The sequence below is a fragment of the Halomonas cupida genome (assembly GCF_900142755.1).
GTDB classification, from domain to species: Bacteria; Pseudomonadota; Gammaproteobacteria; order Pseudomonadales; family Halomonadaceae; genus Halomonas; species Halomonas cupida.
In genome coordinates this window covers 584,003-608,502 of sequence record NZ_FRCA01000001.1, presented here as the reverse complement: position 1 = coordinate 608,502, position 24,500 = coordinate 584,003, and the positions used below count along the sequence as shown (strand labels likewise).

Below are 24,500 nucleotides of genomic sequence, written 5' to 3'. Positions count from 1 at the left end.
CCGTCGGAGCTCTTCAGCACCGGCGGCAGCGCCTGACGCTGGCTCACGCCACTGCCGATCAGGCCGTTTCCGGCGCCGTCACATGGATACCGAACACACTGGCCTCTCCTGAACTGCGCCCCAGGGCCTCCGGCGACTGCGACTGCCCCTCACGCACGATTACATGTCCGCCCTGCCCCTGTCCGCCACCGATCACACTACCGATCAGGTAAGTCGGGAAGATATCCGGATCGTTCTCGTAGTTGGGATTGTGGATCAGGCCAATCATCTGGAAGCGCCCTCGGGTATTGCGCAACGAATCCAGTGAATCCTGAATCAGCTTGCGATGGGACAGCTTGGAGAATAGCCCATCGAGAAGAATCACACTTTCCCGACCCGCTCTGGCACGACGACGATGGTGACCCGGCAGCTCATGCAGTTCACGCTCGATGGCAAATTCCGACAGCTTGACCAACCACATCAGCGATACCGCCTCACGCTGCCCTTCGGACATGGCCTCGTTGAGTGAGAACAGACGCCCATGAGGACGAATCGCCACGTGCCGCAGGCGAATGGCCACGTCCTTGAACAGACCGCGGTAGATGCGCCGACGAATGCGTCCCAACAGATCATCATCGCGACGAGCCTGGTCACCTTCTTCAAGCACCTTGCCATCACGTTCGGCACGACGCTTGAGAGCCGCCTGATGCTCGTCGATATCGGCCAGCAGGGTAGTGATGAGCTCACGCAGCGCCTCGCTATCGATCAGGCTGGCCTTGACCTCGAACCAGGCTCCCCCCTCGCCATTGCCTTCACTGCCTCGCCGTGCGACGCGCTTGAGAATATCCAGGTTGCCCGCCGCGTCACTGATGATCGAACCGAGGCGCTCCACCAGAGTGCCCTCGATATGCTGACGAGAGGTCTGCAGGTGAGCGACACGCTCCCGATGCGTCTCGAGCTGGGATTCGAGTTGTCGATGCAACGCCGCCAGATCATCAAGTGCTGTGTTGCTGACCTGACCGAGGCTCGCCAGACGGCCACGCTCGGTGTCATTGAACATGCGACTCTGAGCGGCGTCCTCGAGAGCGGCGCCAAGACGCTGCTCGATCTCCGCCAGTTGACGTGCCTGCCGGTCCCTGACTCGAGAGCGCTCACCCAGCCCGAGTCGCGCCAGGCCTTCCTGCAATTGCTGGGCGCAGGTTGCCAGACTGTCAGGCTCACGATCGGAAGCATCCTCCTCGGCACAGGCCAGCGTCCACCACTGCTCCAGCGCCTGATCCAACGCCTCGGCGTCGGGGTGGTCGCCAGGCCAGACGGTCTCGCGACCGTCGATGCCCTGCCAGCGCTGACGCCAACCAGATGACAGCTCACGCAACGCCGCCAACCAGGCAATGGCCAGTTCATCGGCAACCACCAACGCCTGACGCTGCCGCTCCAGACGCGCTTCCAGCTCTGTCAACTCGGTGCTGCGCTGGCGGCGCTCGGCCAGCAACTCGCTGCGCTCGCGCTTGAGTCGTGCGATACGTGACTCGAGTGCGGCTCCAGCGGTGCTGTCATCACGAACGTCCAGGTAGGCGCGGATGCGCTGAGCATCCAGGCTGGCACGGCGCTGCGCCAGACTCAGAGCGGCCTCCAACTCGGACTGCTGTTCTTCAGCGGCGGCCATGAAATCCGGTCCATCCTGAGCAACAAATGCAGCAAGGCTGGCCAGACGGTCACGCTCGCCATCGGCGAAGACGGCGCTGCGCTGAGCATTCAACTCATCCCGTTCACGACTCAGCGCTTCCCAGCGCTCACCCTGCTGGTGACGTGCCTCGGCGGCAGAAGCCTCACGCTCCTCAAGTTCCAGCAGACGATGATCGATCGCCGCCAGACGCTCGACACCACCGGCGGACTTGAAGGCCTCAGCCGCCAGCCACAGCTCAGAGTGCCTGTTGAACTCCTCGCGAGCTTCTGCCAACCGTGGCGTCAGTTCCGCCAGCTCCAGCTCGATCTCGGCGAGACTCTCGCCGGCGTCCTGCAGGGCCTTGTCACCCCCCTCCTGCAGGTAACGCTGGAAGTCATCGATACTCTGCAACGCCGCCTCAGTGAGACGTGGTGCCACCTCCTCACGTAGCTGCTCGAGCTCGGCCAGCCTTGCAGCGATACGCTCAAGCTCCTGCTCGACACCATCGTCCACCGCCTGGCGTGCCGACAGCGCCTCAACGAACACCTCGCCATGGGGGTCGAAGCGGTTGATCTCGATATCCAGCTCGCGACGACGCTGCTGATCCCGCTCGAGCCTCGCCTGAGTCTCGCTGCGCAGCTCGACCAGATACTCGGGGTCGAGAGCGGCCTTGACGGCGAGGGTTTCACAGCCACAGACCGCACCCAGCGGAGGATGCCCACCCTTCAGCAACTGGCGCAGGCGGCCCAACTCCAATACTGGCACGTTGAGCCCATGGTCGATCAGCAACTGCGCCGCCCTGACGGAGTCCTCACCCTCTACCACTGGGGCGAACAATTGCCCCGCCGCCTGAATCAGCCAGTCGCGGCGACTGGCATCATCCTCGGCCAGGTCTGCGAGGACCTGATGCAACGGGCGAAAGCCGATCTCCTCACGCTCCAGCAGTTGCTGCGCTTCACTCTCGGCCACCTGACGCGCCAACGGATCGCCATTGAGGTGTTCGAGATAACTTGAGCGTGCAGCAATTCGTTCGTCCAGACGCTCCCGCTCGCCAATCAGGCGCGGTAGGGCTTCGCGAGCCTGCTCCAGCCACTGCTGCGGTTCCCCCCAACCACGTTCGCGAAAGGCGATCAGGGCACGATGCAGCTCGCGCTGGTGCCCTTCCTCGCGGCCCAGGCGGTGGCGTTCATCATCCAACTCACGCGCTCGGCTGTAGAGTCGGTCGCGCAGATGAACCGGCTCGTCCTCGCCATGCACCTGGCGATAATGGGCCACCGACTCGGCCAACGGTGCCAGACGCTGACGCAGGCGCCCGGCCTCCTGCTGACGCTGACCCAACTGTTGCTGAAGGCCTTCCCACTCACGTAGTTGAGCCTGCCGCCCAGCCCACCAGCCTTCGACCTCGGCCTGGGGCCACTGCTCGCAGAAGCCCTGCCAGGCCTGCTGCCCCGACTTGAGCGGCGCCAGCTCGCCTTCCAGGCGGGCGCGTTCGGAGGCCAACTGCTCATGGCGCTGGCGTGCCTGATCGAGGGCCTCGCGGGAGCTGTCACACTGCTCGCCGAGTTCCTCGAGACGCGCATCGATCTGCTCACACTGCTCAGTCTTCTCGGCCAGTACGTCATCCGGCAGCGCGCCAGGGTGTCGGGACTGGAAGTCCCGGTACTGCTCGGCGACCTGCTTGAACTCCCCGGCGCGGGCAAGATGCGTGGACAGCGCCCGGCGCATGCTCTGCGCCTCCTCCAGCGCTGCTTCACGGGTTGCCTCGGGTTGTTCCAGCTCGGCTTCGCTGAACAGCCCTTCCGCCAGCGCCTGGGTATAGAAGCTCTGATTGTCGACGAACTCTCGCTGACGCGACGCCAGTCCCTCGCGCTCCTGCTCCAGTGCCTCGGCCCGGGTTTCGAGACGCTCGATATCCTGTTTCAGTTCGCCTCTGTAGAGGCCATCAGCCACCACTTCATCACGCCAGCTATTGCCATCCAGCGCTTCGAAGGTCTCGGCACCTTCCTCCAGACGCTTGATGGCACGGTAGCGTGCAGCATCGTCGGCAAAAGCATGACTGTCGCTCAGCCACTGCTGGGCCGCCTCGAAGGACACGTGATGAGCTTCGCGTCCGCCGGGCCAACTGGCATCAACCAGATGAACCAACTGACGATGCGCATCCAGCCGTACTTCACGCTCATTGAGCGCCTCACGTACCTGACGTTCCGATTGACGGCTGAGTCTGGCCAGCAGCCACACGGAAACCCTGGGCTTACCGGTGTCCCCCCGGCCCCAGGCGAAGCCGGATACCACGTCATCGTCATCAGCCTCGGGGATTCTCGGCATCCCCGGCAACCCGGCCAGTGCCTGACCGGCCAGCAGTCTCTCGCTCAGCATCAGGCCGTCATCGAGGCGTCCGAGGCCAGCTCGGGCCTCGAGCAGTGAAGTGCCGTGCTCGGTGAGTTCGGCGAGCCGGTCGACCTTGCCCTCGGCACGGCGCTGGTCGGTTTCGGCATCCTCGAGCCGCTGACGCAACTCGGTGATGTTGGTGCCGGAATTGAGAATGACCTCCTCGATCAGCTCCTCACCCTCGTCGGTTTCTCCGCGGGTCGCGCCAGCCAGAATCTCCGGTGCCAGCACCTCGAAGAAGAACGCCTGATCCGGCTTCTCGCCGGCACGTGGGCGAATGGCATTGAAGATCTGGCTCTTGTCGGCTCCGCCTTCCTTCTGGAAGGCCGCCAGCTGCGACAGCTCACGCCGCGACACATGCGTATTGACCGCATCAAGCCATTCATCACGATTGAGGGTCAGGCGCACTCCATGACGATTCATGGCCTGCTTGACGTCACTGTTGGCATACAGTGCCAGCTTGCCGTCCTGAGTCAGATGGTGGACGGGGACGTCCTCCAGACGTCCGGTATAGTGATAGAACGACAGACCGCTGCCATCACTATAGCCATAGAAGCCGAAGACAAAGGTCTCGCCCGAGACTTCCTCTCCGGCTGCCGCCAACATGTCACCCTGCCCAGTCTGATCGGCCCTGGTACGGAACTCAACTCGCAGGTGCGACCAACTGCGGCCCTGACTGGAGACTGTTGAGGGAGAGCACTTGCGCCGCGTTCGCGACAGCAGTGTACGGTCCCGTGACAACAGCCCGATCAGTGCCTCGGCAAGTGTGGTCTTGCCGAAGCCGTTCTCCATACTGATGGCGCTGGACTGGCCGCGCAGGTCCAGCAACAGGTGGCGCATCTTGGCATCCCAGGGAGAGGAAACATCACCATGCTTGTTGAGCAGGTTGGCCACCTCGATCCGATGAATGACACTCATGGGCGCTCCTCCGTGGCTTGGTTTGAATCCATCGGCTCCAGGCTCAAGGAGTCACTGCCTCTGTCCACGCCGTGCTCACCCTCAGCTTCATCATCCGCACCGTCATCAAGACAGGCTCCCTGGTCACCGCGGCCCTCCAGCAGCGCCTGCAGATGGCCCAGTTGATGAATGCCGACCTGCTCGCTTTCCAGCGCTCCCAACAGTGTCTGCTGCCAGACATCCCCGACTGTCTCGTCGTCACGTACCGGCTCCAGCATCCCGGCACTGACGTGCAGATCGATGAAGGCCCTGACACGTCGACTGAGATCCTCGCCACGCTCATCGAGCAGGCTACGCTGCGCTTCGCTGGTCTCATCGCCCAGGCCACGCAGGGTCTCGACCTGATCGCGCAGCAGCTCGATCAGCTCCGCACCGGCGAAGGTGGCCTCCTGATAGCGGCTGACATCGGACAACGCGCGGTTGTAACGGGTGTAGAGCAAGGTGTGCATCAGCAACCAGAGTTGCAGATACCAGGTGGCCAGCTCGGCGCGACTCTCCTGACGCAGACGCAGGGCCTGGAAAACCGGCTCGCGGGTATACACCGGCGGCTGATCCATATCCGGGTCCGGCAGCAGAGCGTAGTAACGCGAGCCCGGCGCAATCCCCGGGTAGTCTCCGGCTTCATAGACTCTCAGACGCAGTCCCTGGCCAGCGAGAAAATCCCGCAGTGCCTCACGCTCGATATCACTGGCATCATCGATCAAGGCACAGACATCGCGCTCGGACAGCTGCCCGTCACGCGCCGCACGCCTCTTGCGGCCACCGGCCGGCAGCCGCTCGGCAGCGCGATAGCGCAGCAGGTAGGCGACCACCTCGCCCATCTCGGTCATGTTCATGGTGCGTGTTCCCTGAAAATTCGCTTGGCAACTGGTCTGCCATTTCGCTCAGCAGGCCAGCGCAGAACAGTCAATTGCGGGTCGGCGCCGCGTTATCGGGCTCGACCTGTCGCAGCGTTGGTGTCACGGGACCATCGATGACCCGCCCGTCATCCAGCGTTAGCCGGAAGGGGCGATATTCGATCCCCACCACCAGCGACTCGGACAACAGTCCGGTATCGACAAAGGTATTGATCAACTGGGGCAGGCAATCCTCACTGCCATCGAGGTGCCAGCCTTCAGCCAACGCTTCGGGCAGCGACAGCGGCGCCTCGGCCACTCGCTTGCGCAGTTCGCCACCTCGCGCGGCCAGAAAACGCGCCAGACGAGTTTCCTCGGGACTGGCATCAAGGGATTCGTCATAGACCAGTGCCACCGAACTCGATTCGGCACGACGCGTTTCCAACAGCGGCACCAGCGGGGTTGGTTGCGGAAAGGCCACGGCCTGGAAGAACGGCATCATGCGCTTGACCAGCGGCTCCGTGACGCGCGGGCGCGGGGGTGCGGCCAGCAACCGGGCGGCCAGGTCACTGAAGTCGACCACCCCCATGGACTGCACTCGCCCTTCGGCGATATCGGCAATCAGCTCGGAAAGCCGTCGTGACAGGTTCTCGATCGCCGTCAGCACGCGTCCGATGGCGCTCGACAACACTCGCAGATCCCAGTCATCATCCTGATGCTGCTGCCAGTCATCGAAGCGCGCCATCAACGGTGGCGTGGCCAACTGACCACGCGCGTCCAATAGAGTGCGCTGAATGCTCGACAGTGCATTGTGATAATGCCGCTCGTTATCAAGCAGCACCGACAACTTGCCTTCCCGTGTGGGATTCTCGCGCACCCGGCGCAGTTCCTGAGTCAACCCGCGAATGGCCAGCAGAATCTGGTTGGTGATATCCGGCACTCGAGCGAAGTCTCCCCGTGCCAGCGCCGCCAGCACCTTGGCCGCGTCGTATTCCGAATACAGCAGATCCTCCACCGAACTGGCCAGCGTCACCGCCTGGCGACCACTGGGAGTCAGGCGCACCTGCCCCGTCTGTCCCTGCTTCTCGATCAGCGCCGTACGCTTGGTACTGCGACGCAAGCGCCCGCCTTGCTCATCCTCATCGCGTAGATGCAGCTCGCTCGGCGTGGCCAGCAGATTGATGACGAAGCTCAGGTCGTCGTGACAGAGTTCGGGATAGTGCTCGCGCAAGGCCCCCAGGCAACGAGTCTGGGAGACAAAGGCGCTATTGGTGGCGAAGTCCACATCCAACAGATAATCGAGCAGCAGGCACCCCAGATCGAGCCAATAGCCATCTCGCAGACCGCGGCGACTCTCCTGACTGACCTGAACAAAGGGCGACCCCGGCTCATGTCCACTATCGTGAAGATCGATCAGCCGCGTGGTCGCGACCAGCAGTTTGCTCCATGCAGTCATGAACGGTCCTGGAGATTGATAGTCATGAACGGTCCTGGATATTGATAGTCATGAACGGTCCTGGAAATTGATAGTCATGAACGGTCCTGGAAATTGATAGTCATGAACGGTCCTGGAAATCGATAGTCATGAACGGTCCTGGAAATCGATAGTCATGAACGGTCCTGGAAATTGATGGTCATGAACGGTCCTGGAAATCGATGGCCAGATACGCCGCGGACTGGACCTGCATCAACGAACGTCTCGGAGGACAACAGAGCCGCATATTATGCCAGGTTCATGCCGTCCGGTCATGGCGCTATGACTCATGCCACCTCGAGTCATGCCACCTCGACTCGTGCCACCCAACCAGGAGACATCTCCGTAAGGGCATCATTGGTCACTGTGACTCTGACCGATGCCATAACGATTCAGCTTGTTGGCAATGGTGGTATGCGAGACTCCCAGCCTTTTCGCCAACTGACGACTGGACGGATGCTGCGGATAAAGCGCGCTTAGCACCCTGCGCTCCACCTCGGCGACAATATCACTCAGTTTGCCGTCCAGTTCGAGGCCGGCCAGCCCGACAGGAGCTCCAGCATCCGGTAGACGTAGATGGGAAGGCTCAATGGTCCCGGTTTCGCACAGCGACACTGCCTGAAAGAGCACATTTTCCAGCTGTCGTACGTTCCCCGGCCAATGGTAGTTGGCCATCCTTGCCAGGGCTGCCGACGACAGCTCCGGCAGGCGACAACCGATCTGGCGCGAGGCACGATCGATGAAATGCCTTGCCAATGGCTCCATGCCATCCAGGCATTCACGCAGCGCAGGCACCGCCAGCGACAGCACATTGAGGCGATGATAGAGGTCCTGGCGGAATTCTCCGCTCTGACTCAGCGACAGCAGGTCCTGCTGAGTGGCACAGATTACCCGAACATCCAGGTAAGTCTCTTCATCACTACCGACTCGCCGGAAGCCGCCATCCTGCAGAAAGCGCAATAACTTGCCCTGCAGGCGAGGGCTCATCTCACCCACCTCATCAAGGAAGATGGTGCCCCCCGCCGTCAGTTCCAGCAGCCCCAGCTTTCCCTCCGGACGCGCACCATCGAAGGCCCCCGGCGCGTAACCGAACAGCTCGGTTTCCGCCATGGACTCCGGCAATCCGGCACAATTGAGTGCCATGAAAGGCGCCTGGCCACGATGGCTGGCCAGGTGGCAGGCACGGGCCAACACTTCCTTGCCGGTCCCGGTTTCACCGGTGATCAGCAAGGGAGCGTCCAATGGCGCCATACGCCGCGCTTCATGAATCAGTGCCGAAAGCCTCGGGCTGGCCGAGAACATGGCTTCGAAGCCACGGAACTCCTGACGCTGCACCTGGTAGATGCGCTCACCGATACGATCAACGCTATGCAGGGTGACAACGGCACCGGCCAGCGAGGCGACATCATCGTGGTTCTCACGGTGCAGGGGCGCAATGTCGGCGAGGAAAGTCGACTCGCGCAGATGAATGCGCAACCCATTGACACGGGCATTGTTGCGGCGAATCAGCTCGGGCAGATCAAGGTCCGGCAGATAGCGATCCAGTGACAGCCCAGGAACTTCATCGACACGCACTCCCAACAGCTGACTGGCAGCTCGATTGGCCGCTACCAGGTGACCCTCCATATCGATGGACATGACCGGGTCCGTCAGCGACGACAGCAGAGCATCGAGCTCCAGATGGCGTCGCTCACTGGGCATCAAACTGACTCGGCGCACACCGAACACACCCGGCACCGCTTCCAGCTCGGGTTTCAGAGTCGCCAGCTGCGCATTGAGCAGATTGGGAACGTACAGATAGATGGCGTTGCCGTGCTCACCTCCGACTTCTCCACGGGCCACATTGAGTCCGTAGTCGGCAAAATGAGCAACGATATCGCGCAGAATGCCGATGCGATTCTGGCAATGAAATCTCAAGCGCATTCAGGGTCCTTGAGCTTGTTGTTGTCGGGGCGCGTTTCTTGATGGGCATGTTGATAGGCAGCCAGGCTGCCTGGCGAATATTTCTGTCAGGCCAGGCTGACTGGACTGTCAAGATTACGTGACAGGATACGCACCATCCAGGCCCGAGTCGCGATGCTTTGGTCGTAGTCCCTCACTCCGCCCTCACGCTGTAACAGATTCTTGACGATATCTCTTTCACCGACTCCTCTCGGTCATCATGCCCAGCCACATCCCGCTGAATTGGCACAGTAGACTGCCAATAGACACTTGCCACAGACAGGCTACGACGAGGCACCAGGCGACTGTCGCCTGGTGGAAAACGCCATGCCATGCCTTTACGCCTCAACCAACACGCCTTGAGAACAATGCCAATACACGACCACCAGGTCAGGGGGGAGATGTCATGAATGCACCGCAGTCACCGACCAGTCAGGCCAGCGCCGCCGAGACCCACAAGGCTGCCAGCAAGGGGACGGCCTATCAGGCCCATATGCCTGATGACGATGGCATCATCCACTGGAGCGCGGAAGAGAATCATACCTGGCAGCAACTGATGGAGCGCCAACTGAAATTGATCGAGGGCCGCGTGTGTCAGGAATACCTCGATGGCCTCGAGCGTCTGGCATTGCCTGTTGATCACATTCCCCAGCTCGCCGATGTCGACCGTGTGCTGCGTGAGGCGACCGGCTGGGAAACCGCCCAGGTACCGGCGCTGATCCCCTTCGATACGTTCTTCGAGTTGCTTGCCAACCGCCGCTTCCCGGTGGCGACCTTCATCCGCACACCGGAAGAAATGGACTACCTCAAGGAGCCGGATATCTTCCATGAAATCTTCGGCCACTGCCCGATGCTCACCAACCCGGCATTTGCCGAGTTCACCGCCATCTATGGGCAGTTGGGTCTCAAGGCCGAGCCCCGGGATCGCGTCTACCTGGCCCGGCTGTACTGGATGACCGTCGAGTTCGGTCTGGTCGATACGCCCCAGGGTCGACGCATCTACGGTGGCGGCATCATCTCGTCACCGAAGGAAACCCTGCACGCTCTGTCGGATGTGCCGATGCATTCGCCCTTTGATGCCGTGGACGCGCTGCGTACGCCCTATCGCATCGACATCCTGCAACCGCTCTACTACGTTCTCAACGGCCTGGATACCCTCCACGACCTTGCTCAACGCGACATCATGGCAATGGTCGAACAGGCGAGAGACATGGGGCTGTTCGAGCCTCACTTTCCTCCAAAGGCGAGCACGCACTGACCATCACAACCATCCACGACCGCTATTCTTTCCTTACAGCCCCCCAACGAAGTCAATACAAGCGGAGTCAACATGAGCCAACTATCTGAACAACAGTGTGAAGCCTGCAGCTGGGACGCCCCGCACGCCTCCGAAAGCGAAATCAGAGAGTGGCACGAGGCCATCCCCGAGTGGCAGATCGTCGATCGCGATGGCATCATGCAACTGGAGCGGAGCTACAAGTTCCGCAACTTCCGTCAGGCCCTGGAATTCACCAACAAGGTTGGCGAGATTGCCGAGGAAGCGGGTCATCACCCTGCTCTGCTCACCGAGTGGGGCAAGGTCACCGTGACCTGGTGGTCACACGAAATGAAGGGTCTGCACAAGAATGATTTCATCCTGGCAGCCAGAACCGACGAGGTAGTCAAGTAAATGTTCGAGAAGATTGAGCGGGTCCCCGGGGATGCGATCCTCGGGCTCATCGAAGCCTTCAGGAAGGACACCAACCCCCAGAAGGTCGATCTAGGCGTCGGCGTCTACCGCGATGCGCAGGGGTCCACTCCGGTAATGCGTGCGGTCAAGGAGGCCGAGGCCCTGCTGCTCAAGAACGAGACCACCAAGACCTATATCGGCTCTCATGGCGCGCCGTCCTACGGCGAAGTCGTGCTGCCGCTGGTGCTCGGTGAAGACTCTCCGGTCCTCGCGGCCGGCCGCGCAAGCGTTACTCAGTCCCCCGGCGGTACCGGTGCACTGCGTCTGGCCGCTGACTTCGTGGCCAGCCAACTGCCCGGCAAGGGCATCTGGGTCAGTGATCCGACCTGGCCGAATCACCATGGCATCTTCACAGCTGCCGGTATCGAGCTGCACAAGTATCCCTATGTCGACGCCGACAACCGTCTCGACTTCAACGGCATGCTCAGTGCCCTGAAGCAGATCCCCCAGGGCGACGTGGTGGTGCTGCATGCCTGCTGCCACAACCCCACAGGCTTCGACCTCAATCAGCAGCAGTGGCAACAGGTGCTCGAAGTGGTCCAGCAGCGTGACCTGCTGCCGTTGGTCGACTTCGCCTACCAGGGCTTCGCCGAAGGCCTGGACGAGGACGCCTACGCCGTTCGTCTGCTGGCCGAGAACCTCGAAAGCGTGCTGATCACCAGCTCCTGCTCGAAGAACTTCGGTATCTACAACGAGCGTACCGGTGCGCTGATCGTGGTAGCGAAGGACAACGAGGAGATGGAGAACGTTCGCTCGCAGATCGCCATCGTGGCACGCGAGAACTACTCCAACCCTCCGGCCCATGGCGGCTCCATCGTTGCTGAAATCCTGCACTCCGCCGAGCTGGAGAAGATCTGGCGCGAGGAACTCACCGAAATGCGCGACCGCATCAACACCCTGCGTCGCGATTTCGTGGAAGCCCTCAAGCCCTACGGGCTCGACGAGAAATACGCTCACATCGCCGAACAGCGAGGCATGTTCTCCTACACCGGTCTGACACCGGAACAGGTCGACCGCCTGCGTGATGAATTCGGCATCTACATGGTGCGCTCCGGCCGCGCCAACGTCGCCGGCTTCTCCAACGAGAACCTGCCCTATATCGCCAAGGCAGTGGCGACCGTCAACGGCAAGGCCTGAGCTGTAAGCTGTAAGCTGTAAGCTGTAAGCAGATCAAACCCCGAGACCACATGGTTTCGGGGTTTTTTGTTACTTACCGCTTATAGCTGGTGACTTACAGCTCGAGCGACTTGTCGCTCGCTCACCCCAGCCCATGCTTGGTCGCCCAGACGGCGGCTTCCACCCGCGACCTCAGATCGAGCTTCTTGAAGAGGTGCTTGACGTGAACCTTGACGGTTCCTTCGGCGATATCCAGCTCACGGGCAATCATCTTGTTCGACAGGCCGCGCGCAAGAGTGCGCAGGATATCCCGTTCGCGAGCGGTCAGTGATGACATACCATCGTCTGCCGATGACGGCAACTCACCCTTGACCACACTGGCCAGCAACGAAGCCATCTGCGGCCCGAGTACCACCTGACCGTGGGCAGCATCGCGAATCAGCCGCAACACATCTTCAGGGTCCATGTCCTTGAGCAGGTAACCATCCGCTCCTTCCTTGAGCGCACGCACCACATCTTCATCGGCGTCCGATACCGTCAACATGACAATCCGACTCTTGACGCGGGCATCACGCATTCGCCGCAGCACTTCGATGCCATCCATTGGCTGCATGTTGAGGTCAAGCAGGATGAGGTTGGGCGCCAGGTCCACGGCCTTGCGCACCGCTTCCGCGCCATCGGAAGCCTCGCCGACCACCACCAGGCCAGGGTCCATATCGACAAGCTGTCGCACACCGCGGCGGAAAAGAGGATGATCATCGACGATCATCAAACGAAGAATGCTCATTATTGGCCTCGTTACGTTATTGAAATGACCATATTTTTTCCCTACACCTCTGTCAGCCGACCACTGCCGGCAATCGTTTCAACGCGCTCGGCAGAAACCGGACGGATACAACGATGCCGCTTGGCGACGCGGACCTGATCTCCAGGGAGCCATTCAAACTTCTCGCCCGTTCTTCCATGATCGCCATACCGTGAGATATGTCGGACTCCGATTCTGCCCCAATACCCACGCCATCATCCCTTATCGACAGAACATGCACTTGATCATCGTCAATGGACAGGCTGATTTCGCAGGCGTTGGCTTTTGCATGACGCACCACATTGGACAGAGCTTCGCGCACTATCTGCAGTACGTGGATTTCCTCGTTGGGTGACAGCGGCAGCCTACCCCACTGACCACGCACACTGATCTGCAACTCACCACGCTTGGCAAACTCTTCCACAGCCTCGTTCAACGCCGCCTCAAGACCGGCTTCGTTGATTCGCAGCCGAAAGGTGTTGAGCAGTTCTCGCAACTGGCGATAGGACGAGTTCAGTCCATGGCGCAGCTCTGCCACTACCTGAGCGACATCATCGTAACGTTGTCGATCGAACTGCATCTGAAGACGGGTCACCTGAATCTTCAAGTAGGACAGGGACTGCGCCAGGGAATCATGCAGCTCCCGGGCAATTACCGCACGCTCATCCATCAACGCCAACCGGCGCTGCTCGTTGGCCTTTTCCGACAGGGACAGGGTCGCTGCAATCAGGCCTGCGACCGTTTCAATCAGCTCGATCTTCCACTGCGCCAACATATGGCCTGGCGGTTGAATCACCCGAAGTTCACCATAATCCCGACCGGCCTCCCGTACACGTACGGCGTAGGCATTGCCTCCCTCTTCCGAGAAAGTGGCATCACTGCATGCTGAGGTGGTGTTCCAGGAATCCTCCGACACCATGGTGCCTTGTCGTCCCTGTGTGCCATGGCATCTGGACGATAGAAGGACGACTTCATCCTGCCCCGCTCCCAGCGACAGACATAGCTCAAAAGGCCCTTCATCCGTCACCGACTCCAGTTGATGGAGCACATCGATCAGCTCATCCTGGGTCAGAGGATTGATGCCATTCAGACGGCGTGCGGTCAGATACAACATGCGCAATGCTTCGTTGCTGCGCTTCAGCTCATGTGTCTTGGCTGCCACACGCTTCTCGAGCTGGCCATACATCTCCGACAGACTGGCATTCATCTTGTTTATCGTCCGAGAAAGCAGCCCCAGCTCGTCGTTTCCACGGTAGGTTGTTCTTCCGGAGAAATCACCCACCATCACGCCATTAACTACACCAACAAGCTCTCTAAATGGCGGCATGACCCCACAGATTATGTGGTAAGCAACCATCACCATTATTGAAACAAGAATGGTTACAGAAGCGCCCTGAAAAACTTCCAACAAGACTACTTTTTTCTCGGCATTCTTTTGAAGATTTCCTACAAATACATCCACGCGACTGACGAAGTCTTCGACAATTTCGTTCATAGCTTGATTATTACTGGACACGTCATCTTCAAGCGCAGGAAGCAACTCATTTCGCCAGGATTCAAGAACACTGTCATAAGCCTGTCCCAGAGCTCCTTCGGATTTCTCGGGGATAAGTCCGACGATGGACGGTGCCACGAGAGTGGCCTGCAGATGTTCAATCTGCCAGCTCATGCGTGGATGGTGCGCCGACACCCGTTCCGAGGTCGACATCAAACGATAGGCCTGCATGCGCAACGAGCCGGCCTGATTGATGGCATCTGCATACCCACCTGCGCTCTTGGCAATCACGATGGACCCGAGCAGACCGATCAAAGCCAGTGATGATATGGCCGCCATAGCGAGAAACATTCTCAATATCAGCGACCTACGAATGGAAAAGGTGGGCTTCACGTTACCGGCTTCCAATATTTGACTTACATCACAGAAACGAACAACTCCCCCGCATACATCTTAAATCCGCTCTGGCTCCCCTCTATCATTCATCATTAATCGTTATCAACAGATACCTCTTGTGAGGTAACGAGGTTTCAACGCACAAAATAAAGACGCGAGGTGTTGACCACTATCAACAGGCATATCGCCACATAGTAGCAAAATGGTGTCGGATTTTTCTCACTTTTCCATAAGGAAAGCCCATGGTTAATCACGAACCAGTCTCTCGGGCACAGCAACACAGAGCGTTAGGGATATCCACTCTCGCCTTCACTCTGTGCTTCGCTGTCTGGACGCTGTTTTCCATCCTCGGCATTCAGATCAAGGAAGATTTTGCCCTCTCCGATACGCAGCTCGGCCTGCTCATGGCCACTCCGGTCCTGACCGGCTCCATTTCTCGACTTTTCCTCGGCGTACTCACCGACCGCTTCGGTGGACGCTGGATATTCAGCCTGCTGATGCTGGCCACCGCCGCCTGCGTCTACCTACTCACCTTTGCCAACAGCTACCCGATGCTGCTGGTCGGTGCCCTGGGCGTCGGGCTTGCCGGCGGCTCCTTCATCGTCGGAGTGGCCTATACCTCGACATGGTTCGAGAAGGAACGCCAGGGAACCGCACTGGGTATCTTCGGGGCCGGTAACGTTGGCGCCGCCGTCACCAACTTCGGTGCGCCCTTCCTGATGATGGCCATGGGCTGGAAAGGCACGGCGGTCATCTACGCCTCCATCATGGCCATCATGGGTGTGGCCTTCCTGCTGCTCGCAAAGGATGACCCCCGCTCTGCACAGCATACCGCCAACAGGCTATCGCTGAGTGAGCAACTGGCACCGCTGAGCGATATGCGCGTATGGCGGTTCTCGCTCTACTATTTCTTCGTGTTCGGTGCCTTCGTCGCCCTGGCTCTGTGGCTACCCCACTACCTGATCGAAGTGTACGGCCTGAGCCTCGCCGCGGCCGGTATCGTCGCTGCGCTCTACACCATACCCGCCTCACTGTTCCGTATCCTCGGCGGCTGGATGTCCGACCGCTACGGCGCACGCCGGGTAATGTACTGGACTTTTCTGGCTTCGGTGCTGTGCACCTTCCTGCTCAGCTACCCACCCACCGACTACATCGTCAAGGGCGTACATGGCCCGGTCACCTTCTCCCTCACCATGCCACTGGTCGGATTCATCCTGCTGACGATGGTGCTGGGCTTCTTCATGTCGCTGGGCAAGGCGGCAGTGTTCAAGCACATCCCGGTCTACTATCCGAAGAATGTCGGTGTGGTAGGCGGAATGGTGGGCATGGTAGGCGGCCTGGGAGGGTTCTTCCTGCCTCTGACCTTCGGCATGCTCAACGATGTGATCGGTATCTGGCAGAGCTGTTTCATGCTGTTGTTCGTGATCGTCACAACGGCGCTGCTGTGGATGCACTTCGCCATTGTGCGCATCGAACGCATCGAGGCCCGCGACCGCTGTGAATCCACTGACCTGCCGGAGCTTTCCTCTCCCGGCTCGTTCGTGCTGACCGAGTGGCATCCCGAAGACGAGAGTTTCTGGGAAGCCACCGGCAAGCGTATCGCTACACGCAATCTGTGGACATCGATTCCCTGCCTGTTGCTGGCCTTCTCGGTATGGATGGTGTGGTCCGTGGTGGTGGCCAAGCTGCCCCAGGTCGGCTTCAACTACAGCCCCAACCAGCTGTTCTGGCTGGCCGCCCTGCCCGGCTTGTCAGGCGCCACCTTCCGTGTGTTCTACAGCTTCATGGTGCCGATCTTCGGTGGACGCCGCTTCACCGCTATTTCCACTGCGTCGCTGCTGCTGCCTGCCGCCTGGATCGGCTTCGCGGTGCAGAACCCCGAGACACCTTATCTGGTGATGGCGATCCTTGCCCTGCTGTGTGGCTTCGGTGGCGGCAACTTCGCCTCGAGCATGGCCAATATCTCGTTCTTCTACCCCAAGCGCGAGAAGGGCAAGGCACTGGCCATGAATGCCGGCCTCGGTAACCTCGGCGTCTCCGTCATGCAATTCCTGGTGCCCGTGGTCATCTCCACTGGAGCCTTCGTCGCCTTCACCGGTGATGGGCAACCGACTGTGACCGGTGGTGAGCTGTGGTTGCAGAACGCCGGCTTCGTCTGGGTGCCGCTGATAGCCCTTTCAACCGTTGCTGCCTGGTTCGGCATGAACGACATCGCCAGCGCCAGGGCATCCTTCGCTGAACAGGCGGTAATCTTCAAGCGCAAGCACAACTGGCTGATGTGTGTGCTGTATACCGGCACCTTCGGCAGCTTCATCGGCTTCTCGGCAGCCTTCCCGCTGTTGACCAAGACCCAGTTTCCGGCCATTGATGCCCTGCAGTTCGCCTTCCTCGGCCCGCTGGTCGGAGCCCTCAGCCGAGCCTGGAGTGGTGGTCTGTCCGATCGTTTCGGTGGAGCAAGGGTGACCTTCTGGAGCTTCATCACCATGATCCTTGGCGTGATCGGCGTTATGTACTTCCTTGCCAACAAGGATGCCAGCTTCGGCTTCTACGGCTTCTTCGGCTCTTTCATGCTGCTGTTCCTCGCCACCGGCGTCGGTAATGCCAGCACCTTCCAGATGATTCCGTCGATATTCCGTCACGAGGTCGCACGTCTGATGCCGGATCTTTCGGCTGAGGAACAGTTGCCCCACGCCGAGCGCGAGTCCGCAGCAACCATCGGCTTTACCTCGGCCATCGCTGCCTATGGCGCCTTCTTCATTCCCAAGGCATTCGGCACTTCCATCGATATGACCGGCGGCGTAGGTGCAGCGCTGATCGGCTTCATCGTGTTCTATGCCGCCTGCACGGCGTTGACCTGGTTCTTCTACAGCCGCAAGGGCGCCGAAATCCGTACCTAACGCACCTACTCATCAAGACCCAGGACCTTCCAGCATGGCCGCCCCGAGCGGGGCGGCCCATTGAGGAGAAACCACATGAGCCACTTTCTCGATCGCCTGAGATATCTCACCAGGCGTCCTCCCCAGTTTGCGGGTGGCCACGGCGAAACCCGTGACGAAACACGCGACTGGGAAGACGGTTATCGTGCCCGCTGGCAGCACGACAAGATTGTCCGCTCCACCCATGGAGTCAATTGCACCGGATCCTGCAGCTGGAAGATCTATGTCAAGAACGGCCTGGTCACCTGGGAAACCCAGCAGACCGACTATCCACGCACCCGAGCCGATCTTCCCAACCACGAGCCGCGCGGCTGCCCACGGGGCGCCAGCTATTCCTGGTATCTGTACAGCGCCAATCGCCTCAAGTACCCGCTGATTCGTCAGCAACTGGTCAAGCTGTGGCGCCGTGCGCTGGAAGTCCACCCCGACCCGGTCAATGCCTGGGCCTCCATTGTCGAGGACCCGATCCTCGCCAACCAGTACAAGCGTGCCCGTGGCATGGGCGGTTTCGTACGCGCCGACTGGGATGAAGTCCAGACACTGATTGCCGCGGCCAACGTCTATACCATCAAGAGCTTCGGACCCGACCGCGTCATCGGCTTCTCGCCGATTCCCGCCATGTCGATGGTCTCCTATGCCGCCGGTGCCCGATATCTGTCACTGATCGGCGGTGCCTGCCTGTCGTTCTACGACTGGTACTGCGATCTTCCGCCCTCTTCCCCCCAGACCTGGGGCGAACAAACCGATGTGCCGGAATCCGCCGACTGGTACAACTCTGGCTATATCATTGCCTGGGGCTCCAACGTGCCCCAGACCCGTACCCCGGATGCGCACTTCTTCACCGAGGTCCGCTACAAGGGCACCAAGACGGTCTCGATCACCCCGGACTATGCCGAGGTCTCCAAGCTCACCGACGAATGGCTGTCGGCCAAACAGGGCACCGATGCGGCCCTGGCCATCGCCATGGGCCATGTGATCCTCAAGGAATTCCACCTCGACAAGCCGAGCAGTTACTTCACCGACTATGTGCGCCGCTACACCGACATGCCATGCCTGGTGCAGCTCGAGCAGCGTGAAGACGGCAGCTATGTGCCGGGCCGGCAGCTGCGGGCGGCGGACTTCGAAGCCAGCCTGGGGCAGTCCAACAACCCTGAATGGAAAACCGTCGCCTGGGATGAGCAGCGCGACCAACTGGTGGTTCCGTTGGGCTCGATCGGGTTCCGTTGGGGCGAGGACGGAGAGAAAGGCAAGTGGAACCTCGAGGAACTGGACGCTGACGGCAAGGACACTCAGTTGCGCCTGAGTCTGGCGGACAGTCACGACAGCGTTGCTCGCGTGGCCTTCCCCTATTTCGGCGGCATCGAGCATGAGCACTTCAATCATGTCGAAGGCAACGAGATCCTGCATCACTGCCTGCCGGCCAAGCGTCTGAAGCTCGCCGATGGCAGCGAGACGCTGGCGGTGACGGTATTCGACCTGATGTGTGCCAATTACGGGATCGACCGTGGTTTCGGCGCCGAAGGCGAGGACGACGGTGCCACCAGCTTCGACCAGGTGCGTCCCTACACGCCAGCCTGGCAGGAGAAGATCACCGGGGTCAGCGCCGCCCAGTGCATCCGCATCGCCCGTGAGTTCGCCAGCAACGCCGACAAGACCAACGGTCGCAGCATGATCATCGTCGGTGCCGGAATGAACCACTGGTACCACATGGACATGAACTACCGCGGCCTGATCAATATGCTGATCCTGTGCGGGTGTGTCGGTCAGAGCGGCGGTGGATGGTCGCACTATGTCGGGCAGGAGAAGCTGCGCCCGCAGACCGGCTGGACCCCGCTGGCCTTCGGGCTCGATTGGCAGCGCCCGCCGCGTCACATGAACGGCACCTCGTTCTTCTACAACCACTCAAGTCAGTGGCGCTATGAGAAGCTCGAGGTCAAGGAGATCCTCTCTCCGCTAGCCGATCCTTCACGCTACTCCGGTAGCCTGATCGACTTCAATATGCGCTCCGAGCGTATGGGCTGGTTGCCTTCCGCCCCACAGCTGGGCACCAATCCGCTGCACCTGGCGAAGGCGGCTGCCGATGCCGGAAAATCCACCGCTGACTACACCGTCGACCTGCTCAAGCAGGGCAATCTCGGCTTTGCCGCCGAAGACCCGGACAATCCGCAGAACTTCCCGCGCAACATGTTCATCTGGCGCTCCAACCTGTTGGGCAGCTCCGGCAAGGGCCATGAGTACATGCTCAAGTATCTGCTGGGTACCCGTCATGGCGTGCAGGGCAAGGATCTGGGACAGACCGGCGCGACCCTGCCGGAAGAGGTCGTGTGGCATGAGGAAGCTCCCGAGGGCAAGGTCGACCTGCTGACCACCCTCGACTTTCGCATGTCCACCACCTGCCTGTACTCGGATATCGTGCTGCCGACAGCGACCTGGTACGAGAAGGACGATCTCAATACCTCGGACATGCACCCCTTCATCCACCCGCTGACCGCCGCCACCGATCCAGCATGGGAGGCGCGCAGCGACTGGGACATCTACAAGGGCATCGCGAAGAAATTCTCCGAGGTCTGCATCGGCCACCTGGGCGAGGAAACCGACCTGGTGACTCTGCCGTTGCAGCACGACACCCCGTCAGAGCTGGCCCAGCCAGAAGTGCTGGACTGGAAGAAAGGCGAGTGCGAACCGATCCCCGGCAAGACCATGCCCAGCCTGATCGAGGTCAAGCGCAACTACCCCGAGACTTACGAGCGTTTCACCTCGGTGGGACCACTGCTGGAGAGCATCGGTAACGGCGGCAAGGGCATCAGCTGGAACACCGAGAAGGAAGTCGAGCTGCTGCGTGGCCTCAACCACGTCAAACTGGATGGCCCGGCCAAAGGCCTGCCGCAGATCGACACCGCTATCGATGCCGCCGAGATGATTCTGTCGCTGGCCCCGGAGACCAATGGTCAGGTGGCAGTGAAGGCCTGGGATGCCCTGTCGAAGATCACCGGTCGTGACCACACCCACCTCGCCCTGCCCAAGGAAGAGGAGAAGATCCGCTTCCGCGATGTCGTCGCTCAACCGCGCAAGATCATCTCCAGCCCCACCTGGTCGGGCCTGGAAGACGAGCATGTGTCCTACAACGCCGGCTACACCAATGTCCACGAACTGATTCCATGGCGTACCGTCTCCGGTCGTCAGCAGTTCTATCAGGATCATGCCTGGATGCGTGACTTCGGCGAGAGCCTGCTGGTCTACCGTCCGCCGATCGACACTCGCGCCACCCGCAGCATGGCCGAACAGAAGTCCAACGGTAATCCGGAAATCGCGCTGAACTGGATCACGCCGCACCAGAAGTGGGGTATCCACTCCACCTACTCCGACAACCTGCTGATGCAGACCCTGTCGCGAGGTGGCCCCATTGTCTGGCTGTCCGAGGATGATGCCCTCGCCATCGGCGTCGAAGACAACGACTGGATCGAGCTGTACAACGCCAACGGTGCCATCGCCGCGCGTGCGGTGGTCAGTCAGCGCGTCAAGAACGGCATGGCGATGATGTACCACGCCCAGGAGCGGATCCTCAACATGCCGGGCTCCGAGGTGACCGGTACCCGTGGCGGCATGCACAACTCGGTGACCCGGGTGTGCCCCAAACCGACCCACATGATCGGCGGCTACGGCCAGTTGTCCTACGGCTTCAACTACTACGGCACCGTGGGCTCCAACCGCGATGAATTCGTCATCGTGCGGCGCATGAAGAACATCGACTGGCTCGACGGAGAAGGCAACGACAGCGTACAGGAGGCCGTCAAATGAAGATCCGTTCCCAGGTGGGCATGGTGCTCAACCTCGACAAGTGTATCGGCTGCCATACCTGCTCGATTACCTGCAAGAACGTCTGGACCAGTCGCGAAGGCGTCGAGTACGCCTGGTTCAACAACGTCGAGACCAAACCCGGTGTCGGCTATCCAAAGGAATGGGAGAACCAGCAGCGCTGGAAAGGCGGCTGGATGCGCAAGGCCGACGGTAGTATCGAGCCACGGATCGGCGGCAAGTGGCGGGTACTGGCGAATATCTTCGCCAACCCGGATCTGCCGGAGATCGACGATTACTACGAGCCGTTTACCTTCGACTATCAGCACCTGCATCAGGCGAAGAAGGGGGAGCATCAGCCCACCGCTCGCCCGCGCTCGCTGATTTCCGGTCAGCGCATGAACAAGGTCGAATGGGGGCCGAACTGGGAAGAGATTCTCGGTACCGAGTTCGCCAAGCGTCGCAAGGACAGCAACTTCGACCAGATCCAGGCCGACATCTATGGGGAGTTCGAGAACACCTTCATGATGTACCTCCCGCGCCTGTGTGAGCACTGCCTCAACCCAGCGTGCGTGGCCTCCTGCCCCAGTGGAGCCATCTACAAGCGCGAGGAAGACGGCATTGTACTGATCGACCAGGACAAGTGCCGGGGCTGGCGGATGTGTGTCTCCGGCTGTCCGTACAAGAAGATCTACTACAACTGGAAGTCCGGAAAATCCGAGAAGTGCATCTTCTGCTACCCCCGCATCGAAGCCGGCCAACCGACCGTGTGCTCCGAGACCTGTGTCGGACGCATTCGTTACCTCGGTGTGCTGCTCTATGACGCTGACCGTATCGAGGAAGTGGCATCCTCCCGGGATGAGCGCGACCTGTACCAGCGCCAGTGTGAGATCTTCCTCGACCCCTTCGATCCCGAGGTCATCGCCCAGGCGAAGCGCGACGGTATCACCGACAACGTGATCAAGGCCGCCCAGCAGTCACCGGTCTACAAGCTGGCCATGGACTGGCAACTGGCCCTGCCGCTGCATCCGGAATACCGCACTCTGCCGATGGTCTGGTATGTGCCGCCGCTGTCGCCGATCCAATCCGCCGTTGACGCCGGTCATGTCGAGCACAAGGGTATTCTGCCCGACATCGAATCGCTGCGGATTCCGGTCAAGTACCTCGCCAACATGCTCACCGCCGGAGATGAGGCGCCGGTCGTTCAGGCCCTCAAGCGCATGATCGCCATGCGCGAGTACATGCGCGGCAAGCATGTCGATGGTGAACAGCGCCTCGATGTGCTGGAAGAGGTCGGCCTCAGCGAGGCTCAGGTCGAGGACATGTATCGCTACCTGGCCATTGCCAACTACGAGGATCGCTTCGTGATCCCCACCAGCCACCGCGAACTGGCCCGTGAAGCCTTCCCTGAACGAGGTGGTTGCGGCTTCACCTTCGGCAACGGCTGCCAGGGCGGTTCCAGTGATACCAGCCTGTTCGGTGGGCGCAAGCAGACCACCACCCTGGTCGAGGTCGAGCAGTACGACCCCCGAAACTCGGAGGTGAACCATGGCTGATGCCCTCACCCGCGGCATGCGTGCGTTGGCTCGACTGCTGGACTACCCGGATGCTGCGCTGATCGAAGCGCTACCCGAGGTCGTTTCGGCCATCGAATCCATGCCGCTACCCGCCACCGCACCACGTCAGCAATTGCTGGCGTGGTGCCAGCAACTCGCCGAGGCCGATCTGCTCGACAGCCAGGCCGCCTATGTCGCCCAGTTCGACCGGGGACGCGCAACCTCGCTGCTGCTGTTCGAGCATGTGCATGGGGAATCCCGTGATCGTGGCCAAGCCATGGTCGATCTACTGGCCGAGTACGAAGCCGCTGGTTTCGTGCTGGGCGAGCGCGAACTACCCGACCATCTGCCGCTGTTGCTGGAATTCCTGTCGACACGTTCCGAGGAGGATATCGCCCGCTGGGTCGGCGAGATCTGTCATATCCTCGCTCTGCTCACGGCCCGTCTGGAGAAGCATGACTGCAGCCAGTCACTGATTCCCCTCACCCTGCTGTGCATGATCGGGGCAGAGGCCGATGTCGACACGCACCGCGACCAGGTCAACAGTGAACCGGCGGACAACACCCCCGCCGCCATCGATGCTGTCTGGGAAGAGGAGGCCGTGCGCTTCTCTGCCGACTCCGACCAGGACTGCGCCCTGCAGTCGGCGGAAGGCAAGCGCCTCGCCGAACGCCGCCAGCATATCCAGCCCGAGACCATTCGCCTGCCCGATTCCTCGCCGCTCCCCTCGCCTGGAGGTCTGTCATGAATTACCTTCACACCCTGCTGTTCGGCCTTTACCCCTATCTGGCTGGTGCCGTCTTTCTGATCGGCAGCCTGATGCGCTTCGATCATGGCCAGTACACCTGGAAGACCGGTTCGAGCCAGATGCTGTCAGCGAAGCGCATGCGCTGGGCCAGCCCGCTGTTCCATGTCGGCATCCTGGTGATCTTCTTCGGTCACCTGGCCGGCCTGCTCACGCCACACTGGGTCTATGCGCCCTTCATCAGCGCCGGCAACAAGCAGATCATGGCCATCCTGGTCGGCGGTATCGCCGGCGTGATGTGCCTGGTCGGTGGTGCCGCCCTGGCGTACCGCCGTTTCACCGACCCACGGGTCAAGGCATCGTCCAGTTGCGGCGACAATCTGATCATCGTGATGCTGGTCGCCCAGGTCATCCTCGGTCTACTGACCATTCCCGCCGCCATGCATCACCTTGATGGTGGTGTGATGCTCAAGCTGGCCGACTGGGCCCAGGCCATCGTGTTCTTCCAGGGCAACGCAGCCTCGCACCTCGAAGGCCTGGGACTGATCTACCACATCCACATCCTGCTCGGCCTGACCATCGTGCTGGTCTTCCCCTTCACCCGCCTGGTGCATGTCTGGAGTGCACCACTCGGGTACCTGGGGCGCCGTTACCAGATCGTGCGTCGCCGCGCCTGACAGCAAGTA

The 24,500-nt window shown here is 60.7% G+C and carries 14 protein-coding genes; 8 read left to right on the top strand and 6 right to left on the bottom strand.

Annotation, left to right across the window (positions count from 1 at the left end):
- Positions 1–58: 58 nt before the first annotated feature.
- The 4 genes from BUE38_RS02555 to BUE38_RS02540 all read right to left on the bottom strand — a co-directional run bounded on the left by BUE38_RS02555 (position 59) and on the right by BUE38_RS02540 (position 9,223).
- The gene (locus BUE38_RS02555) at positions 59–4,951 is read right to left on the bottom strand and encodes a coiled-coil domain-containing protein (protein ID WP_073433439.1); all 4,893 of its coding nucleotides are present in this window, start codon (positions 4,949–4,951) and stop codon (positions 59–61) included.
- Positions 4,948–5,826, bottom strand: a complete 879-nt coding sequence (locus BUE38_RS02550; protein WP_234986737.1) for a hypothetical protein — start codon at positions 5,824–5,826, stop codon at positions 4,948–4,950. Before BUE38_RS02550 ends, BUE38_RS02555 begins: the two co-directional genes overlap by 4 nt.
- Positions 5,827–5,896: 70 nt before the next feature.
- On the bottom strand, positions 5,897–7,282 hold the full coding sequence (locus BUE38_RS02545) for a hypothetical protein (protein ID WP_073433438.1): 1,386 nt from the start codon (positions 7,280–7,282) through the stop codon (positions 5,897–5,899).
- 372 nt (positions 7,283–7,654) lie between these two features.
- Positions 7,655–9,223 carry a sigma-54-dependent transcriptional regulator gene (locus tag BUE38_RS02540; RefSeq protein WP_073433437.1) on the bottom strand — a complete coding sequence of 523 codons (1,569 nt, stop codon included), beginning with the start codon at positions 9,221–9,223 and terminating at the stop codon, positions 7,655–7,657.
- Between the two features lie 424 nt (positions 9,224–9,647).
- Between BUE38_RS02540 and phhA the strand changes: the two genes are divergently transcribed.
- From phhA to BUE38_RS02525, 3 genes are all read left to right on the top strand, one after another.
- Positions 9,648–10,499, top strand: coding sequence for a phenylalanine 4-monooxygenase (gene phhA / locus BUE38_RS02535; RefSeq protein ID WP_073433436.1), 852 nt, complete (start codon positions 9,648–9,650; stop codon positions 10,497–10,499).
- Positions 10,500–10,571: 72 nt separating this feature from the next.
- Positions 10,572–10,910 carry a 4a-hydroxytetrahydrobiopterin dehydratase gene (locus BUE38_RS02530; RefSeq protein ID WP_073433435.1) on the top strand — a complete coding sequence of 113 codons (339 nt, stop codon included), beginning with the start codon at positions 10,572–10,574 and terminating at the stop codon, positions 10,908–10,910.
- Entirely contained in the window at positions 10,911–12,107 is a 1,197-nt protein-coding gene (locus BUE38_RS02525; RefSeq protein ID WP_073433434.1) for an amino acid aminotransferase, read from the top strand.
- Positions 12,108–12,228: 121 nt separating this feature from the next.
- Here the strand turns inward: BUE38_RS02525 and narL are convergent, their stop codons facing one another.
- Together narL and BUE38_RS02515 are read right to left on the bottom strand one after the other, a co-directional pair.
- Positions 12,229–12,873, bottom strand: coding sequence for a two-component system response regulator NarL (narL, locus tag BUE38_RS02520; RefSeq protein ID WP_073433433.1), 645 nt, complete (start codon positions 12,871–12,873; stop codon positions 12,229–12,231).
- A 52-nt stretch (positions 12,874–12,925) separates the two neighbouring features.
- Positions 12,926–14,779 carry a histidine kinase gene (locus tag BUE38_RS02515; RefSeq protein WP_143166167.1) on the bottom strand — a complete coding sequence of 618 codons (1,854 nt, stop codon included), beginning with the start codon at positions 14,777–14,779 and terminating at the stop codon, positions 12,926–12,928.
- A 245-nt stretch (positions 14,780–15,024) separates the two neighbouring features.
- Between BUE38_RS02515 and BUE38_RS02510 the strand changes: the two genes are divergently transcribed.
- From BUE38_RS02510 to narI, 5 genes are all read left to right on the top strand, one after another.
- The gene (locus tag BUE38_RS02510; protein ID WP_073433431.1) at positions 15,025–17,679 is read left to right on the top strand and encodes a nitrate/nitrite transporter; all 2,655 of its coding nucleotides are present in this window, start codon (positions 15,025–15,027) and stop codon (positions 17,677–17,679) included.
- 75 nt (positions 17,680–17,754) lie between these two features.
- Positions 17,755–21,516: a nitrate reductase subunit alpha gene (locus BUE38_RS02505; protein ID WP_073433430.1), complete on the top strand. Its 3,762-nt coding sequence runs from the start codon at positions 17,755–17,757 to the stop codon at positions 21,514–21,516.
- Entirely contained in the window at positions 21,513–23,069 is a 1,557-nt protein-coding gene (narH, locus tag BUE38_RS02500; RefSeq protein ID WP_073433429.1) for a nitrate reductase subunit beta, read from the top strand. Before BUE38_RS02505 ends, narH begins: the two co-directional genes overlap by 4 nt.
- Positions 23,062–23,817 (top strand): nitrate reductase molybdenum cofactor assembly chaperone, encoded by a 756-nt coding sequence (gene narJ, locus BUE38_RS02495; RefSeq protein WP_073433428.1) that lies wholly within the window; start codon positions 23,062–23,064, stop codon positions 23,815–23,817. Before narH ends, narJ begins: the two co-directional genes overlap by 8 nt.
- Positions 23,814–24,491: a respiratory nitrate reductase subunit gamma gene (narI, locus tag BUE38_RS02490; protein ID WP_073433427.1), complete on the top strand. Its 678-nt coding sequence runs from the start codon at positions 23,814–23,816 to the stop codon at positions 24,489–24,491. The genes narJ and narI overlap by 4 nt, the downstream gene beginning before the upstream one ends.
- The last annotated feature ends 9 nt before the right edge of the window (positions 24,492–24,500 follow it).

Coding starts and splice junctions, on each gene's coding strand:
- BUE38_RS02555 (WP_073433439.1), bottom strand. CDS start 4,951: ATGAGTGTCATTCATCGGATCGAGGTGGCCAACCTGCTCAACAAGCAT.
- BUE38_RS02550 (WP_234986737.1), bottom strand. CDS start 5,826: ATGAACATGACCGAGATGGGCGAGGTGGTCGCCTACCTGCTGCGCTAT.
- BUE38_RS02545 (WP_073433438.1), bottom strand. CDS start 7,282: ATGACTGCATGGAGCAAACTGCTGGTCGCGACCACGCGGCTGATCGAT.
- BUE38_RS02540 (WP_073433437.1), bottom strand. CDS start 9,223: ATGCGCTTGAGATTTCATTGCCAGAATCGCATCGGCATTCTGCGCGAT.
- phhA (WP_073433436.1), top strand. CDS start 9,648: ATGAATGCACCGCAGTCACCGACCAGTCAGGCCAGCGCCGCCGAGACC.
- BUE38_RS02530 (WP_073433435.1), top strand. CDS start 10,572: ATGAGCCAACTATCTGAACAACAGTGTGAAGCCTGCAGCTGGGACGCC.
- BUE38_RS02525 (WP_073433434.1), top strand. CDS start 10,911: ATGTTCGAGAAGATTGAGCGGGTCCCCGGGGATGCGATCCTCGGGCTC.
- narL (WP_073433433.1), bottom strand. CDS start 12,873: ATGAGCATTCTTCGTTTGATGATCGTCGATGATCATCCTCTTTTCCGC.
- BUE38_RS02510 (WP_073433431.1), top strand. CDS start 15,025: ATGGTTAATCACGAACCAGTCTCTCGGGCACAGCAACACAGAGCGTTA.
- BUE38_RS02505 (WP_073433430.1), top strand. CDS start 17,755: ATGAGCCACTTTCTCGATCGCCTGAGATATCTCACCAGGCGTCCTCCC.
- narH (WP_073433429.1), top strand. CDS start 21,513: ATGAAGATCCGTTCCCAGGTGGGCATGGTGCTCAACCTCGACAAGTGT.
- narJ (WP_073433428.1), top strand. CDS start 23,062: ATGGCTGATGCCCTCACCCGCGGCATGCGTGCGTTGGCTCGACTGCTG.
- narI (WP_073433427.1), top strand. CDS start 23,814: ATGAATTACCTTCACACCCTGCTGTTCGGCCTTTACCCCTATCTGGCT.